The 15,182-nt window shown below is 47.6% G+C and carries 16 protein-coding genes; all 16 read left to right on the top strand.

Annotated elements, in window-relative coordinates; genetic code table 11:
- Positions 1 to 2: 2 nt before the first annotated feature.
- Positions 3 to 1,430 carry a sigma-54-dependent transcriptional regulator gene (locus VR7878_RS04810; RefSeq protein WP_077333903.1) on the top strand — a complete coding sequence of 476 codons (1,428 nt, stop codon included), beginning with the start codon at positions 3 to 5 and terminating at the stop codon, positions 1,428 to 1,430.
- Positions 1,431 to 1,517: 87 nt separating this feature from the next.
- Positions 1,518 to 1,829: a flagellar hook-basal body complex protein FliE gene (fliE, locus tag VR7878_RS04805; protein WP_077333901.1), complete on the top strand. Its 312-nt coding sequence runs from the start codon at positions 1,518 to 1,520 to the stop codon at positions 1,827 to 1,829.
- Positions 1,830 to 1,874: 45 nt separating this feature from the next.
- A complete protein-coding gene (gene fliF, locus VR7878_RS04800) occupies positions 1,875 to 3,614 on the top strand; it encodes a flagellar basal-body MS-ring/collar protein FliF (protein WP_077333899.1) in 1,740 nt (579 codons plus the stop codon).
- Positions 3,607 to 4,653 (top strand): flagellar motor switch protein FliG, encoded by a 1,047-nt coding sequence (gene fliG / locus VR7878_RS04795; protein WP_077333897.1) that lies wholly within the window; start codon positions 3,607 to 3,609, stop codon positions 4,651 to 4,653. The genes fliF and fliG overlap by 8 nt, the downstream gene beginning before the upstream one ends.
- Positions 4,654 to 4,675: 22 nt before the next feature.
- Positions 4,676 to 5,476 (top strand): flagellar assembly protein FliH, encoded by an 801-nt coding sequence (fliH, locus tag VR7878_RS04790; protein ID WP_077333895.1) that lies wholly within the window; start codon positions 4,676 to 4,678, stop codon positions 5,474 to 5,476.
- Positions 5,470 to 6,798 (top strand): flagellar protein export ATPase FliI, encoded by a 1,329-nt coding sequence (gene fliI, locus VR7878_RS04785; RefSeq protein WP_077333893.1) that lies wholly within the window; start codon positions 5,470 to 5,472, stop codon positions 6,796 to 6,798. Before fliH ends, fliI begins: the two co-directional genes overlap by 7 nt.
- 1 nt (position 6,799) lies before the next feature.
- On the top strand, positions 6,800 to 7,240 hold the full coding sequence (gene fliJ / locus VR7878_RS04780) for a flagellar export protein FliJ (protein WP_077333891.1): 441 nt from the start codon (positions 6,800 to 6,802) through the stop codon (positions 7,238 to 7,240).
- Between the two features lie 162 nt (positions 7,241 to 7,402).
- Entirely contained in the window at positions 7,403 to 9,442 is a 2,040-nt protein-coding gene (locus tag VR7878_RS04775) for a flagellar hook-length control protein FliK (RefSeq protein ID WP_077333889.1), read from the top strand.
- 37 nt (positions 9,443 to 9,479) lie between these two features.
- Positions 9,480 to 9,986 carry a flagellar basal body-associated protein FliL gene (gene fliL / locus VR7878_RS04770; protein ID WP_077333887.1) on the top strand — a complete coding sequence of 169 codons (507 nt, stop codon included), beginning with the start codon at positions 9,480 to 9,482 and terminating at the stop codon, positions 9,984 to 9,986.
- A 7-nt stretch (positions 9,987 to 9,993) separates the two neighbouring features.
- Positions 9,994 to 11,049: a flagellar motor switch protein FliM gene (gene fliM / locus VR7878_RS04765; protein ID WP_077333885.1), complete on the top strand. Its 1,056-nt coding sequence runs from the start codon at positions 9,994 to 9,996 to the stop codon at positions 11,047 to 11,049.
- 5 nt (positions 11,050 to 11,054) lie between these two features.
- Positions 11,055 to 11,468: a flagellar motor switch protein FliN gene (gene fliN / locus VR7878_RS04760; protein ID WP_077333883.1), complete on the top strand. Its 414-nt coding sequence runs from the start codon at positions 11,055 to 11,057 to the stop codon at positions 11,466 to 11,468.
- 8 nt (positions 11,469 to 11,476) lie between these two features.
- Positions 11,477 to 11,860: a flagellar biosynthetic protein FliO gene (gene fliO / locus VR7878_RS04755; protein WP_077333881.1), complete on the top strand. Its 384-nt coding sequence runs from the start codon at positions 11,477 to 11,479 to the stop codon at positions 11,858 to 11,860.
- On the top strand, positions 11,857 to 12,735 hold the full coding sequence (gene fliP, locus VR7878_RS04750) for a flagellar type III secretion system pore protein FliP (RefSeq protein ID WP_077333879.1): 879 nt from the start codon (positions 11,857 to 11,859) through the stop codon (positions 12,733 to 12,735). The genes fliO and fliP overlap by 4 nt, the downstream gene beginning before the upstream one ends.
- A gap of 8 nt (positions 12,736 to 12,743) precedes the next feature.
- Positions 12,744 to 13,013, top strand: coding sequence for a flagellar biosynthesis protein FliQ (fliQ, locus tag VR7878_RS04745; RefSeq protein ID WP_059121289.1), 270 nt, complete (start codon positions 12,744 to 12,746; stop codon positions 13,011 to 13,013).
- 10 nt (positions 13,014 to 13,023) lie between these two features.
- Positions 13,024 to 13,806 carry a flagellar biosynthetic protein FliR gene (gene fliR, locus VR7878_RS04740; protein WP_077333877.1) on the top strand — a complete coding sequence of 261 codons (783 nt, stop codon included), beginning with the start codon at positions 13,024 to 13,026 and terminating at the stop codon, positions 13,804 to 13,806.
- A 201-nt stretch (positions 13,807 to 14,007) separates the two neighbouring features.
- The gene (gene flhB / locus VR7878_RS04735; protein ID WP_077333875.1) at positions 14,008 to 15,138 is read left to right on the top strand and encodes a flagellar biosynthesis protein FlhB; all 1,131 of its coding nucleotides are present in this window, start codon (positions 14,008 to 14,010) and stop codon (positions 15,136 to 15,138) included.
- The last annotated feature ends 44 nt before the right edge of the window (positions 15,139 to 15,182 follow it).

Raw genomic sequence — 15,182 nt, 5'->3', positions numbered from 1 at the left:
TCATGGCTCAGAGCAAAGTATTAATTGTTGAAGATGATGAAGGTTTGCGCGAGGCATTGGTGGATACCTTAGCTCTGGCCGGTTATGAATGGGTCGAAGCGGATTGTGCGGAAGAAGCACTGGTAAAGCTAAAGTCAGAAGGCGTCGATATTGTTGTCTCTGATGTGCAAATGGCTGGCATGGGTGGTCTGGCACTGTTGAGAAATATCAAACAGCATTGGCCGAATCTCCCGGTATTACTCATGACGGCGTATGCCAATATTGAAGATGCTGTTGCCGCGATGAAAGAGGGCGCCATTGATTACATGGCGAAACCATTTGCGCCTGAAGTGTTGCTCAATATGGTCAGCCGCTATGCACCGGTCAAATCGGATGATAATGGCGATGCGGTTGTTGCTGACGAGAAAAGTGTGAAATTACTGGCTTTAGCGGAAAAAGTCGCTAAAACGGACGCAAATGTCATGATTCTCGGGCCGAGCGGCTCAGGCAAAGAAGTGATGTCACGCTACATCCACAACGCTTCGCTGCGCAAAGATGGGCCTTTTATTGCGATCAACTGTGCTGCCATTCCGGATAATATGCTGGAAGCGACTCTGTTTGGTTATGAGAAAGGGGCGTTCACCGGCGCAATTCAAGCTTGTCCCGGTAAATTTGAGCAAGCGCAGGGCGGCACAATTCTACTCGATGAAATCAGCGAAATGGATTTGAACCTTCAGGCGAAATTACTGCGCGTGCTTCAGGAAAGAGAAGTTGAACGGCTGGGAAGCCGTAAAAGTATTCAACTGGATGTCCGGGTACTCGCAACCAGTAACCGGGATTTAAAAAGTTATGTGCAAGACGGTGAATTTCGTGAAGATTTATACTACCGCCTGAATGTTTTTCCGATTTCTTGGCCGGCACTGCGAGAGCGTCAGGCTGACATCGAACCTTTGGCGCAACATCTGGTAGAACGCCACTGTAAAAAGCTTGGGATTGCGATGCCCAGAATTGCACCGTCGGCCATTGAAAAACTACTCTCTTATCCGTGGCCCGGTAATGTTCGTGAACTGGATAATGTCATTCAGCGAGCCTTGATTTTAAGTGAAAATGGCAATATCGATGAAGAACATATTCTGCTGGAAGGGGTTGATTGGAAGGATGCCGGTAGTTTACAGAAACTGGTTGAGAATGACCGGTCGCACTCACACTCACAACCGGTTGAACCACCGACTGTCAAAACTGTGGCTTACAGTGAGATGGACAGACACCAGTCAAGTATTTCTGATTTGGGCGGTGAACTTCGCGATCAGGAATATTCAATTATTCTGGAAACCCTGATTGCCTGCAAAGGGCGGCGTAAAGAGATGGCTGAACGCCTCGGGATTAGTCCGAGAACCTTGCGTTATAAGCTGGCGAAGATGCGCGATGCCGGGATTGATATTCCGGGGTAAATGCTATTTATCAAATGGCACACTAATTGCTGGATAAGAGATAAGCAACGTATATATGAGTCAAAGAATTGGCTATCAGGGGGACTTATGAGACTAGATGGACTACAGACTGAAATGCAGTCAATGATACAGGAAGCCAGCGGTAAACCAATGGCACCAACCGGACAGTCAGTCAGTGCTGACTTTGGTGATCTGCTCAGCAAAGCAATTAATAATGTCAACGGACTCCAACAAACATCCAGTAATCTGCAAACTCGGTTTGATCGGGGCGATGAAGGCGTGTCCTTGTCTGACGTGATGATCGCCAGAAATAAAGCAAGTGTTGCATTCGATGCGACTGTACAGGTTCGGAATAAGCTTGTTGATGCTTATAAAGAACTGATGAACATGCCGGTTTAACGGTGACGTTTCGGTATCAATTTTGAAGTATTGTAGGTAAGTAACGTGGCCGAAGATAACCAATCGACAGACCTGACTTTAAGCGATGGTGGTGCGATTTCCGCAGATACGGATTTGCCCGTCGATCATCAGGACCCTGATTTGGATGAGAAAAGTTCATCTCGTTTTGACTTTGCCGTCGGTGATTTAGACCTGATTCGTCAGGTGGTTCTCGTCCTGTCCATCTCGATTTGTGTCGCTCTGATTATGATGCTGTTTTTCTGGGTCAAAGAACCGGAAATGCGTCCACTGGGTGCCTACGACACCGAGGAATTGATCCCAATTCTGGATTACCTCGATCAGAGCAAGAAAGAATACAAACTCGATGGCAATACGATTTTAGTCCCGGTCACTGAATACAGCGGACTCAAACTGGATTTAGCCCGTGCGGGTCTGAATCAGGATAAACAGGCCGGTGATGATATTCTGCTTCAGGATATGGGCTTCGGGGTATCACAGCGTCTTGAAATCGAACGGTTAAAGCTGAGCCGTGAGCGCCAGTTAGCCAAAGCGATTGAAGCCATGAATCAGGTGAGAAAAGCGCGCGTATTACTCGCGATGCCTAAATCGAGTGTATTTGTGCGCCAGAATCAAGAAGCTTCCGCGTCGGTTTTTTTGACGCTGAGAACGGGCGCGAACCTGAAACAGGAAGAAATCGATTCAATTGTCGATATGGTTGCCAGTGCGGTACCGGGGATGAAAACAACCCGTATTACCGTTACCGACCAACATGGGCGTTTGCTCAACTCCGGGTCTGCCGATCCGGTGTCAACCGCACGTCGTAAAGAACAGGAATTAGAGCGTAAGCAAGAACAGGCGCTCAAAGATAAAATTGATTCGGTGCTGATCCCGATTCTCGGTCTGGGGCAATATACGGCGCAGGTCGATGTCGAAATGGACTTCAGTGCCGTTGAGCAAACCAGTCGTCAGTTTGATCCGCAAAAACCATCAACCCGAAGTGAATATACCCTTGAAGATTATAACAATGCCAATGTTGTTGCCGGTGTTCCCGGTGCATTGAGTAATCAACCCCCGGCAGATTCTTCTATTCCGGAAGATGTTGCACAGATGAAAGATGGTTCGACGCTAGGCCAGGGATCAGTTCATAAAGAAGCAACGCGTAATTACGAATTGAACACAACCGTGAGTCATGAACGCAAACAGACAGGTGTCATCAATCGTCAGACCGTTTCCGTGGCGATTAAAGACCGTGAGGTAGTGAACCCGGATACGGGTGAGATCACTTATCAGCCTCTGTCTGACAGTCAGCTCAATGCAGTGCGTCAGGTACTGGTTGGTGCGATTGGCTATAATGAACAACGAGGCGATTTATTAAATGTCTTAAGTATGCAATTTGCCAAACCTGAGGTGGAACAGCTCACCGATGTACCGATTTGGGAGAACCCGAATTTTGGCGACTGGATTCGCTGGCTGGCAAGTGCATTGGTTATCATTGTCGTGATTCTGGTTCTGGTTCGTCCGGCAATGAAAAAACTTATCAACCCAGCAAGTGAAGATGAAGATCAGTTGTATGGGCCGGATGGACTCCCGATTGGTGCGGATGGTGAAACCAGCCTGATTGGTGAAGATATTGAAGCCGGTGATCTGTTCGAATTCGGGTCGACCATTGATTTGCCGAATTTACATAAAGACGAAGACGTGTTGAAAGCGGTACGGGCTCTGGTTGCCAATGAGCCGGAACTTGCTGCTCAGGTTGTGAAAAATTGGATGATGAACGATGGCTGATGAGAAAGAAAAGGGCGGTGATCTGGTCGCTCAAGACGTTGATATCGCATCAATTAGTGGCGATGAAAAAGCTGCAATCCTCCTATTGAGTCTCAATGAGGAAGATGCTGCCGGCATCATTCGTCATCTGGAACCGAAGCAGGTTCAGCGCGTTGGTAGTGCCATGGCACGCTCCAGTGAACTGAGTCAGGGGAAAGTGAGTGCCGTACACCGCGCATTTCTGGAAGATATTCAGAAATACACCAATATCGGGATGGGCAGCGAAGACTTTATGCGTAATGCCTTGATCGCGGCTCTGGGTGAAGATAAAGCCAACAACTTGGTGGATCAAATTCTGCTGGGAACCGGTTCAAAAGGTTTGGATTCTTTGAAATGGATGGATCCGCGTCAGGTCGCCAGTATCATTGTCAATGAGCACCCACAGATCCAGACCATTGTTTTGTCTTATCTGGAACCGGATCAATCCGCTGAAATTTTGGCGCAATTTGCTGAACGGGATCGACTGGACTTGATGATGCGGATTGCCAATCTGGAAGAAGTTCAGCCATCAGCACTGGCAGAGTTGAACGAAATTATGGAGAAACAGTTTGCCGGACAGGCAGGCGCACAAGCTGCGAAAATTGGTGGTCTGAAAGCGGCTGCCGATATCATGAACTACCTTGATAATAATGTTGAAGGCATTCTGATGGAGCAAATGCGTGATCAGGATGAAGACTTGGCGACGCAGATTCAGGATCTGATGTTTGTCTTCGAAAACCTCGCTGAAGTCGATGATCAGGGTATCCAGAAACTGTTGCGGGATGTGCCACAGGATGTCTTGCAGAAAGCACTCAAAGGTGCGGATGACACCCTGAAAGAGAAAATCTTCAAAAATATGTCTAAACGTGCTGCCGAAATGCTCAAAGATGATCTGGAAGCGATGCCACCAATCAAAGTCTCGGATGTGGAAGCGGCACAGAAAGAAATTCTGGCAATTGCCCGCAGAATGGCTGACAACGGTGAAATTATGTTGTCAGGTGGTGCGGATGAATTCCTCTGATCGGTTGATTTAAGGAGCCACGATGTCAGACAGAAAACGCGGGTTCTTGCGTCCGGGCATGGATACTGATGTTGAACGTGCGAAAGTGTGGGGACTACCCGATTACACGACTGAGACTCACGGTCAGGCGAGAGATACCGCGCTGAAATACGATCCGGGGTGGATTCCGGATTCGGAACGCCCGGTAGAAGAAGTGCCGCTTGAATTGACCGAAGAAGAAATTGAACTGATTCGCCAAGGCGCTTATCAGGAAGGGCTACATCAGGGGCAAGAAGCCGGTTTCAAACAAGGTTACGATAAAGGCAAAGATGAAGGCTATCAGGCCGGACATCAGGAAGGTCTGACAGCCGGGCAAACAGAAGGTTTGGCTGCCGGTCAGGAAATTATCGATGAACATGTTGCCAGCTTCGTCAGCCTAGCCAATCAATTTGCCCAGCCATTGGCGCTGATGAACGCACAGGTTGAGCGGCAACTGGTCGATATGGTGCTGGCTTTGGTGAAAGAAGTTGTCCGGGTTGAGGTGCAGATGAACCCTCAGGTGATTCTGGATACCGTCAAATCCTCGGTTGAATCACTGCCCATTACCGGCCATGACATCACATTAAAACTCAATCCGGAAGATGTTGAGGTCATTCGTCAGTCTTACGGAGAAGAAGACCTTGATTTTCGGCACTGGACTTTAGTCAGTGAACCTTCTCTTAATCGTGGTGATGTTGAAATTGAAGCCGGCGAGTCAAGCGTCAGCTACCGGATTGAAGAGCGAATCCGGACGACACTAAAAAGTTTCTGTGAAGCAAACCGACATGGTGGTGATGCGTGTTAGCGTTAGAAGAGCGTTTCGCACAATACAAAACACAGGGGCTGTCATCACGTCCTATTGCCTCTGGCCGTCTCGTTCGGGTGGTCGGGCTGACTCTGGAAGCTACCGGATGTAAAGCGCCGATTGGAAGTTTATGTAAAGTCGAAACCATGAGTGGTGAGATTGAAGCCGAGGTAGTCGGTTTCTCCGGGGCTCATCTTTATTTAATGCCGAGTGAACAAGTTTCAGGCATTTTACCCGGCGCGAAAGTGACACCGGTTCACGGTGATACCGGTGTTCCTGTCGGCATGGAACTGCTAGGGCGAGTCATTGATGGTGTCGGGATGCCGCTGGATGGCAAAGGACCGATTTATACTGAGCATAAAGCCTCTTTTCAGTCAGTTGCAATCAATCCTCTTGCCCGTAAACCTATCTCTGAGCCACTGGATGTCGGGCTTAAGTCCGTTAATGGATTATTGACCGTCGGTAAGGGACAGCGAATCGGGCTTTTTGCCGGTTCCGGTGTGGGTAAATCCGTGACACTGGGGATGATGACTCGCGGAACGACGGCTCAAGTCGTGGTCGTTGGCCTGATTGGTGAACGTGGACGAGAAGTTAAAGAATTTATTGATGAAATTTTAGGTATTGATGGCCGTCAACGTGCCGTTGTGGTTGCTGCACCGGCCGACGCATCACCGTTGATGCGTCTCAAAGGGTGTCAGACCGCGCTGACCATCGCTGAGTATTTTCGTGATCAAGGGTTAGATGTACTGTTGCTGATGGATTCATTGACCCGTTTTGCGCAGGCACAGCGGGAGATTGCCCTGTCAGTCGGTGAACCTCCGGCAACAAAAGGCTATCCGCCTTCGGTTTTTGCCAAATTGCCGGCACTTGTTGAACGTGCGGGGAACGGGAGTGATGGGCAGGGGTCGATTACGGCATTTTTTACCGTGTTGACGGAAGGTGATGATCTGCAAGACCCGATCGCGGATGCGTCCCGTGCGATTCTCGATGGCCATATTGTGTTGTCCCGGGAGCTGGCAGATGCCGGTCACTATCCGGCAGTTGATGTGGAAAAATCAGTCAGCCGGGTGATGCCTCAAATCACGACTGATGAACACCAGCTGATGTCAAAAGCGGTGCGGCAAGTTTTGTCTGTGTGTCGTAAAAATCAGGATCTGGTCTCGATTGGTGCCTATAAGCCGGGCTCTGATCCGGCAATTGATCAGGCATTTACTCTCAAACCGAAGATCGATATGTACCTGCAACAAGGCATGAAAGATACCGTCCCGTATGATATGTGTATCAGTATGTTGAAGAATGTTTTGCAGATAGGTTCTGAATAATATGGAAAATGCACTGGAATTCTTGCTGGAACAAGCAAAAGAGAATGAAGAAAAAGCAGTTCTCGCATTGAATAGTGCACGTCAGGAACTTGAAAGCTACTACCGTCAGGTGAACCAGATCGAACAATATCGTCTGGATTACTGTCATCAAATGATTGACCGGGGCAAAGCCGGTTTGACGGCAAGTCAGTACGGACATCTGAATCGTTTCTTAACGCAGTTAGATGAGACGCTTGCCAAGCAAAGAGGGGCGGAGCAGCACTTTCTCGATCAAGTTGAAAATTGTCAGGAATATTGGCTTGAAGTCCGTAAAACGCGCCGTTCCTATGAGTGGCTGCGTGACAAGAAACTGGCTGAAAAACAACAAGCTGAAATCAAACGCGAACAGAAGCAGCTTGATGAATTTACAACCATTCAGTATGCCCGCAAAGCACGGTTTTAAACCAATCCTTACCATGTCTAAACCACAAATTATCAACCACATTCAGAATTTGATAGAGATGGCTTAATTTTTGCTTATTTAATATCAAGTTGTTTGCATCAAAGTCATTTGTCAGTGATAGCAAATACCGTCAATTAGGTTTGGTTTGCAAGAGTAGTGGATATGAATATCAATCTTACGCCCACGTCAGGGACCCAGAAAGCTCAGTCTCACCCTAAAACGGTCAGTGATGATGCCGTTGTCGGTGATGTCGCTGAATCGTCGCAAGAGTCCGGTGGTTTTTTTGCCAAACTCGCAGCTTTATTTAAGGGAGAAGAAGCTATTTCTGGCAAGTCCGCCGCCAAGAGCGGTGAGGCGAAAAATATTGAGGCTGTATCGGATGCCGCAGGTGATATGTCAGCGGATGCCCTATTATCAGATAACTCTTTATCTGATAAAGAGTTATCTGATGAATTGTCTGATAAAAAACTCACTGATAAAGAACCGTCCGATAAAGCTCTTGCCGGAGAAAAGCCGTCTCAAACCAAGCTGACGGAGGCGGATGCATCTAAGCCATCGGCGCTGAAGAATGCGTCTGAAAATATTGATGATGTGGATAATGCCCAAGCCCAAACCGCAGCTGTTAAAACATCCGGTGAACAAAAAGGTGACAGCGTTGCAGCGAAGGTACTTCGTTCTGATTCAGATGTTCATTCCGTGGCGAAAGGAGCGGTCTCTTCTCTGAAATCTACGGAGCAGAGTACATCATCAGCGCAGAAAGAAGCTGCATTGCAAACGATGGGAGAGGGGGAGGCTGTACTCAATCGGCTTAAAGGCGCTGAACAACAGCTGATGTCACAAAACGGCAAGAAATTGCCAGCCTCAGACGCTACTGAACCTGCCAAACAAACCACAAATTCGGCACAGGTGAACAGCATCGATCCGGCAACGCTTCAGGATACCACGGTTCAGGGTACAACGATTCCTGCGGGCCCGTCTCTGTCACAAATAAAATCAGATATTCCTTCTCCGACCAAAGATGTTGAACAGAGTGAGCAATCACTGACCGGGGAGAAAGCGTTGACGGCTGAGATATCTCAGCTTGCCGAGGGGGCGACGCGTCTCAATGACAGCTCTCCATCTAACGTTGCATCCGATGTTCAGGTCAAAAATGTGGCTCATAAAGAAGCCACCGTCTCATCCGCTCAGCTTGCTGCCGGAACCAATATTCAGGGTGTATCCAACCAGAATATCGTCGGTCAGGCCGATATACAGACTGCCGTGACTACCGACGGGGCAGAACACGCCCGTGCTGCTGCGTTAGCCGGAGCTGAAGGTAATTCGGAGAAAGCGGCTTTATCACAAAAGTTACTACAGTCTTTGAACCAAGATATGTCGGTAAAAGCTGACTCCCGTCATCATACACATGTGGTGCAGCAGCAGTTTGCCGCGCAACAAACCTCTCCGGTTAACTCGCTGACTCAGCCAATTCAGAGTGACGGTTCTGCCAATTCGCCCATATCGCTCACTGGCGATTCAGCCGTTTCTCAGGCTGCATTACAGACATTGTCTGCCAGTGCTGTCGGACGTGAGCAATGGATTCGTCAGCGCCTTGCCGGATTTGGCGATGGGCAAGACCGGACTAAGGGGATGATTGACGACGGTACTACGGGAAAAGAAGGACATTTTGCACATCAACTGTCATCGCTGACCGGGCAACAGACCGCCAGTGTACCGAGTCATATAAGAGCTGATGCAGCTCAGACACCTACATCTGTTTATCTGGCAAAAGATGCGATGGCTGCCGATCAACTTTCGGAGCGGGTACAGATGATGATGTCCAAGAATTTGAAGAATATTGATATTCGTCTTGACCCGCCAGAACTCGGGCGAATGCACATCCGCATGAACATGTCCGGTGATGCCACGACGGTTCACTTTACCGTGGCAACCCCACAAGCCCGGGAAGCACTTGAACACTCGATGCCTCGTCTGAGAGATATGTTGTCACAGCAAGGTGTTCAGCTTGGTGAAACATCTGTTCAGCATCAGGGTAGCGGGCAACAACAGCAAGGCTATGCGGCTTCGGGACAGGGGCAGTCGTCCGGGCGAAATGCGTTGTTGAGTCAGGATTCTGTTTTTCATGATGATAATCCGGACACAGGTGTTAAACTTGATGTGAATGTGAGTTCGAAGCGTGATGGGATTAGTTATTACGCATAGAGTTAAAAATTAGTATGTTGCACATGCAGAGATAATTATGGCAGATGAGAATGGTGTCGCAGAAAATGCATCCGGCGGCAAAAAGAAACTTTTGATTATCATTATCGCCTTGGTGGTATTGCTGTTGGTTGGTGGCGGTGCTGCATTTTTTATGATGGGCTCGGATGACGAGTCTCAAAGTGCAGAACCAGAACAAAGTGTTGCGAAGGTTGATAGTAATAATGAACCTGTGGCTTATGTCAGCCTTCCTCAACCATTTGTGTTTAATGTCACGGGTGATAAACGTGATCGGATGGTTCAGATTAAAGTTCAATTAATGGTACGAGGGAGTGAAAATGAAAATCAGGCCCGTTACCACTCTCCATTAATTGAAAGTTCGCTGCTCTCGACGTTTGCTTCTGCGACGGTAGAACAGTTGCGATCCCCCAATGGGCGGATTGAGTTACGTGACCGGGCGACGAAAGATATTCAAACTGCGTTGACCAAAGCGGTCGGTCAGCCGGTGATTGAACGAGTTCTGTTTACTGATTTTGTAATTCAATAGGTGATGTGTGACTGATCTATTAAGCCAGGACGAGATTGATGCGCTATTACATGGTGTTGATAGTGTCGATGATGATGATGAAGAATTAGACACGGATACGCGTGAGGCGACCAATTTTGATTTTTCTTCTCAGGATCGTATTGTCCGGGGACGGATGCCGACGCTGGAGTTAATTAACGAACGGTTTGCGCGTCATTTGCGTATCAGCTTATTTAATATGCTGAGAAAAACAGCCGAAGTGTCAATTAACGGCGTCCAGATGATGAAGTTCGGCGAGTACCAAAATACGTTGTATGTCCCGACCAGTCTCAATATGGTGCGTTTTCGTCCATTGAAGGGGACGGCACTAATCACCATGGAAGCACGTTTAGTGTTCATTCTGGTGGAAAATTTCTTTGGTGGGGATGGCCGTTTTCACGCCAGAATTGAAGGGCGTGAGTTTACACCGACAGAGCGGCGCGTCATTCAGCTATTGTTGAAAATCGTATTCGGAGATTATAAAGAAGCTTGGTCGCCGGTGATGGGCGTTGAGTTTGAATATCTTGACTCTGAAGTGAACCCGAGTATGGCGAATATTGTCAGCCCGACGGAAGTAATTGTGGTGAGCTCATTTCATATTGAGGTCGATGGCGGCGGTGGTGATTTCCATATGGTCATGCCATACTCGATGCTTGAGCCGATTCGTGAGCTTCTAGACGCCGGGGTTCAGTCGGATAAAATGGAAACGGATGTTCGCTGGAGCTCAGCGCTGCGTGAAGAGATTATGGATGTGCCGGTCAATTTCCGCGTGAATTTGTTGGAAAAAGTTCTGGCATTAAGAGATTTGATGGAGTTACAGGCCGGGGATGTCATCCCGATAGAAATGCCTGAACATGCGATTATGTTTGTAGAAGAACTGCCGACTTTCCGGGTGAAAATGGGGCGTTCGGAAGATAATCTGGCCATCCAGATTTCACAGAAAATCAAACGTCCTGATGTTGTGAAGACGGATTTGGCTTTTTTGAGTGAGGATATTATTTCCGATCTTGAAAGAGAAGATGAAGTAAAAGATAAAGATAGGTAGCGAAGATGTCTGATATTGATGATCAAAAACTGGCAGATGAATGGGCTGCGGCGCTAGGTGAAGACCCGAATGCAACGTCAGATGATGATATTGATGAAATATTGGCGGCTCCGCTTGAAGAGTTGAAAGATACATCACAGCCTATTTCAGAAGATGAGCGACGAAAACTGGATACGATTATGGATATTCCAGTGACGATTTCGATGGAAGTCGGTCGGTCACAAATTAGTATCCGTAATTTGCTGCAATTGAACCAAGGCTCGGTCGTTGAATTGGATCGTATTGCCGGAGAATCTTTGGATGTGCTCGTCAATGGGACGTTGATTGCCCATGGTGAGGTTGTGGTGGTGAACGATAAATTCGGTATCCGTTTAACCGATGTTATCAGCCAGACAGAACGGATTAAGAAGCTGAGATAAGCACGTTGATGACACGATTAATAAGCTTGTCCGGTCTGTTTTTCTGTGCCTTTCCCGTTTGGGCCGAGGTTGGTGACTCCATGAGTATTTTAACCACTCTGGGGTCTTTAATTTTTGTGGTTGCCATTATCTTGGTTCTGGCATTGTTACTCAAAAAGATGCGGCTACCGGCATTGGGGCATCAAAAAGATCTGATGATCATTCGTCAACTTCCGATTGGCACGAAAGAAAAACTGTTAGTTGTTCAAGCCGGAGAAGAGCAGTTTTTAGTTGGTGCGACAAGCCATTCGATTCAATTGATTTCCAAGCTTGAACAACCGTTGACGTCAAAGTCTCAGGCAGCGGAACACCCTTTTGCGGGGCAACTTAATCGGTTTCTGAAAAAAGAATGATAAAATATAGTTTCGATTTAATCACATCGCATTTGAACAGACTGGCCTTTCTCGGGCTGGTGCTGTGTTTAGGGGCGTTTTCGGGGATATCCCGGGCGGCGCCTGCTCCGGGAGAAGTTCAACCCGCCAATAGTACGGTGACGCAAAGCATTACCGCACAAGGTCTTTCCAATACAGCAACGGTGGCTCACTCAAATCAGGCTGGTATTCCTGCCATTACAATGACAACTAATCCTGACGGTAGTCAGGATTATTCGATTAGTCTGCAAATCCTTGGTTTAATGACGATGCTTGGTTTCCTGCCGGCACTCGTCATTTTAATGACCTCATTTACCCGGATTGTTGTGGTCATGTCGATTCTGCGCCAAGCCATGGGATTGCAGCAGACACCGTCAAACCAAGTCATCATCGGGATAGCGTTATTTCTGACCTTTTTTATTATGTCTCCGGTATTTCACCAAGTAAATGAGCGCGCGATCCAGCCTTATCTCAATGAGCAGATTAATGCGCGCCAAGCCTTTGACGAAGCACAGAAACCGATGCGAGCTTTCATGCTCAAGCAGACGCGGGTCAAAGATTTAGAAACGTTTGTGAATATGTCCGGCTCGCAGGCAACTGATCCGCAAGATGTTGAAATGACAGTCTTGATACCGGCTTTTATCACGTCTGAGTTAAAAACCGCCTTTCAGATCGGTTTTATGCTGTTTCTCCCTTTCTTGGTGATTGACTTGGTGGTCGCCTCGGTCTTGATGGCGATGGGGATGATGATGTTGTCTCCTATGATTGTTTCTTTGCCATTCAAGCTGATGTTGTTTGTGTTAGTTGATGGATGGAACCTGATTCTGTCAACGCTGGCAGGTAGCTTTGCACTTTAGGAGGTACAATGACCCCAGAAGCTTTTGTTGAAATATTCCGCGATGCTTTATGGATTGTACTGTTAATGGTTTCGGCAATCATTGTGCCCGGTTTATTGATTGGTTTAGCGGTTGCAGTCTTTCAGGCGGCAACCTCAATTAACGAGCAAACACTCAGCTTTCTCCCCCGTTTAATCGTGACCTTGCTGGCGTTGATGCTGTTTGCCCACTGGATGACTCGGATTTTAATGGAGTTCTTTTATTCCATGATTGATCGTTTACCACAGATCCTCTATTGAGGCGCACGTAATGACATATCCGGCAGACCTGATTTTAGATTGGATTGCCACCTATTTTTGGCCGCTGACCCGAATCTCGGCCATGTTGATGGTGATGACTGTGACAGGGGCTCGTTTTGTCACTGCCCGCGTTCGTCTCTACCTTGGTCTTGCTATCACCTTTGCTATCATGCCAGTAATTCCGGCTGTTCCCTCAAATATTGAATTGCTCTCCCTACAGGGATTTATGATTACTTTTGAGCAAATTATTATTGGTGTAGCCATGGGAACGGTGACACAGTTTATGATTCAGACGTTTGTCATGCTGGGACAAATTATCGGTATGCAATCGAGTTTAGGTTTTGCGTCGATGGTTGACCCGGCCAATGGGCAGAACACCCCGTTACTGGGACAGTTTTTTATGTTTCTGGCGACGATGTTCTTTCTGGCCAGTGATGGCCATTTAAAGATGCTGCAACTGGTTGCCTTTAGCTTTAAGTCATTACCGATTGGCCAAGGGGGTCTGACATCCGTTGACTTTCGTGAACTGGCGTTGTGGTTTGGAATTATGTTCAAAGTTGCTTTGACCATGTCTCTTTCCGGCATTATTGCTTTATTGACCGTCAATCTTTCGTTTGGTGTCATGACTCGTGCAGCACCTCAGCTCAATATCTTTTCGCTTGGTTTTGCTTTTGCGCTCATGGTCGGGTTATTGCTGTGCTGGTACATTGTGACTGGGCTGTACAGTCATTATGAGATTTTCTGGGAGCAGGGACAGGCTCAGATTTGTCGGTTTATACGACTGGATTGTTAGGGGCTGTTGGCCTTTCGTGGTTGAATTTTGTTCAGATGAACCCTCTGGGCAGCATTTGTCGCTCATTTATCCAGCGTTAGGTCATGGTTCATGTAGCTCGCTACACTTCACATGACCTGCCTTGACTAAATGTACGACAAATTGCTGCAAAAACCATCACGAAAGATCAACAGCCCCTAGGCACCTTGAGGAGAACAGATCATGGCTGAGTCTGACGGACAAGAACGTACCGAAGAAGCCACGCCCCGAAGGCGAGAGCAGGCGAAAGAGAAAGGTCAGGTTGCTCGCTCAAAAGAGCTAGCGTCGGTTTCGGTACTGGTTATTGGTGCGATTGCGCTGATGTGGTTTGGCGAAAGTTTAGCCAAGGCGCTGTATCTGTCGATGGGGCGGCTATTTACCCTGAGCCGTGAAGAGATCTTTGATTTGCCGAAACTGTTTGATGTTTTATTCGGCTCGCTGGTGACGTTGATCTTACCGATGGTGTTGATTCTGGTCACGCTGTTTATTGCCGCACTCCTCGGTGCAGCCGGTGTCGGTGGGATTTCTTTTTCAGCAGAAGCTGCCCGTCCTAAACTGTCGAAATTGAATCCGCTGAGTGGGCTCAAGCGGATGTTTGGTCTGCAAAGCTGGGTTGAGTTACTCAAATCGATTTTGAAAGTCGCACTGGTTGCCGGTGCCGCTTTCTTTTTGATCGACAGTCAAAAAGTGGATTTATTCCAGTTGAGTCTGGATGCTTTTCCGCAAAATATTTATCACGCATTGCAGATCTTATTGAATTTTATCCTGTTAATCAGTTGCTCTTTGCTGATTGTTGTCGCGATTGATATTCCTTTCCAAATTTGGCAGCACGCCAATCAGTTAAAAATGACCAAACAGGAAGTCAAAGACGAATATAAAGACACAGAAGGAAAACCTGAAGTCAAAGGTCGGATCCGAATGTTGCAAAGAGAAGCGGCACAGCGACGAATGATGGCTGATGTGCCTCAAGCGGATGTGATTATCACTAACCCGGAACATTTCTCCGTTGCGTTACGATATAAGCAAAATAGTGACAAAGCACCGATTGTTGTCGCAAAAGGCATTGATCATCTTGCATTGAAGATCCGTGAAGTTGCCAGAGAGCATGAGATTGAGATTGTGCCGGCACCACCGTTGGCCCGGGCGCTTTACCATACCACTGAATTAGAACAGGAAATCCCGGATGGATTATTTTTGGCGGTGGCACAAGTCTTGGCTTACGTGTTTCAGCTTCGTCAATATCGGCGACGCGGCGGTAAACGGCCAAAACTCAATGAAGAAGCGATGACCATTCCGACCGATATGAATTATTAGGGGTTGTTGACCTTTTGTGGTTGAATTTTGTTCAATCTGAACGG

This window comes from Vibrio ruber DSM 16370, from assembly GCF_900163965.1.
Classification (GTDB): domain Bacteria; phylum Pseudomonadota; class Gammaproteobacteria; order Enterobacterales; family Vibrionaceae; genus Vibrio; species Vibrio ruber.
The sequence above is the reverse complement of the archived record's forward strand: the minus strand, read 5'-3'. Positions and strand labels throughout refer to the sequence as shown.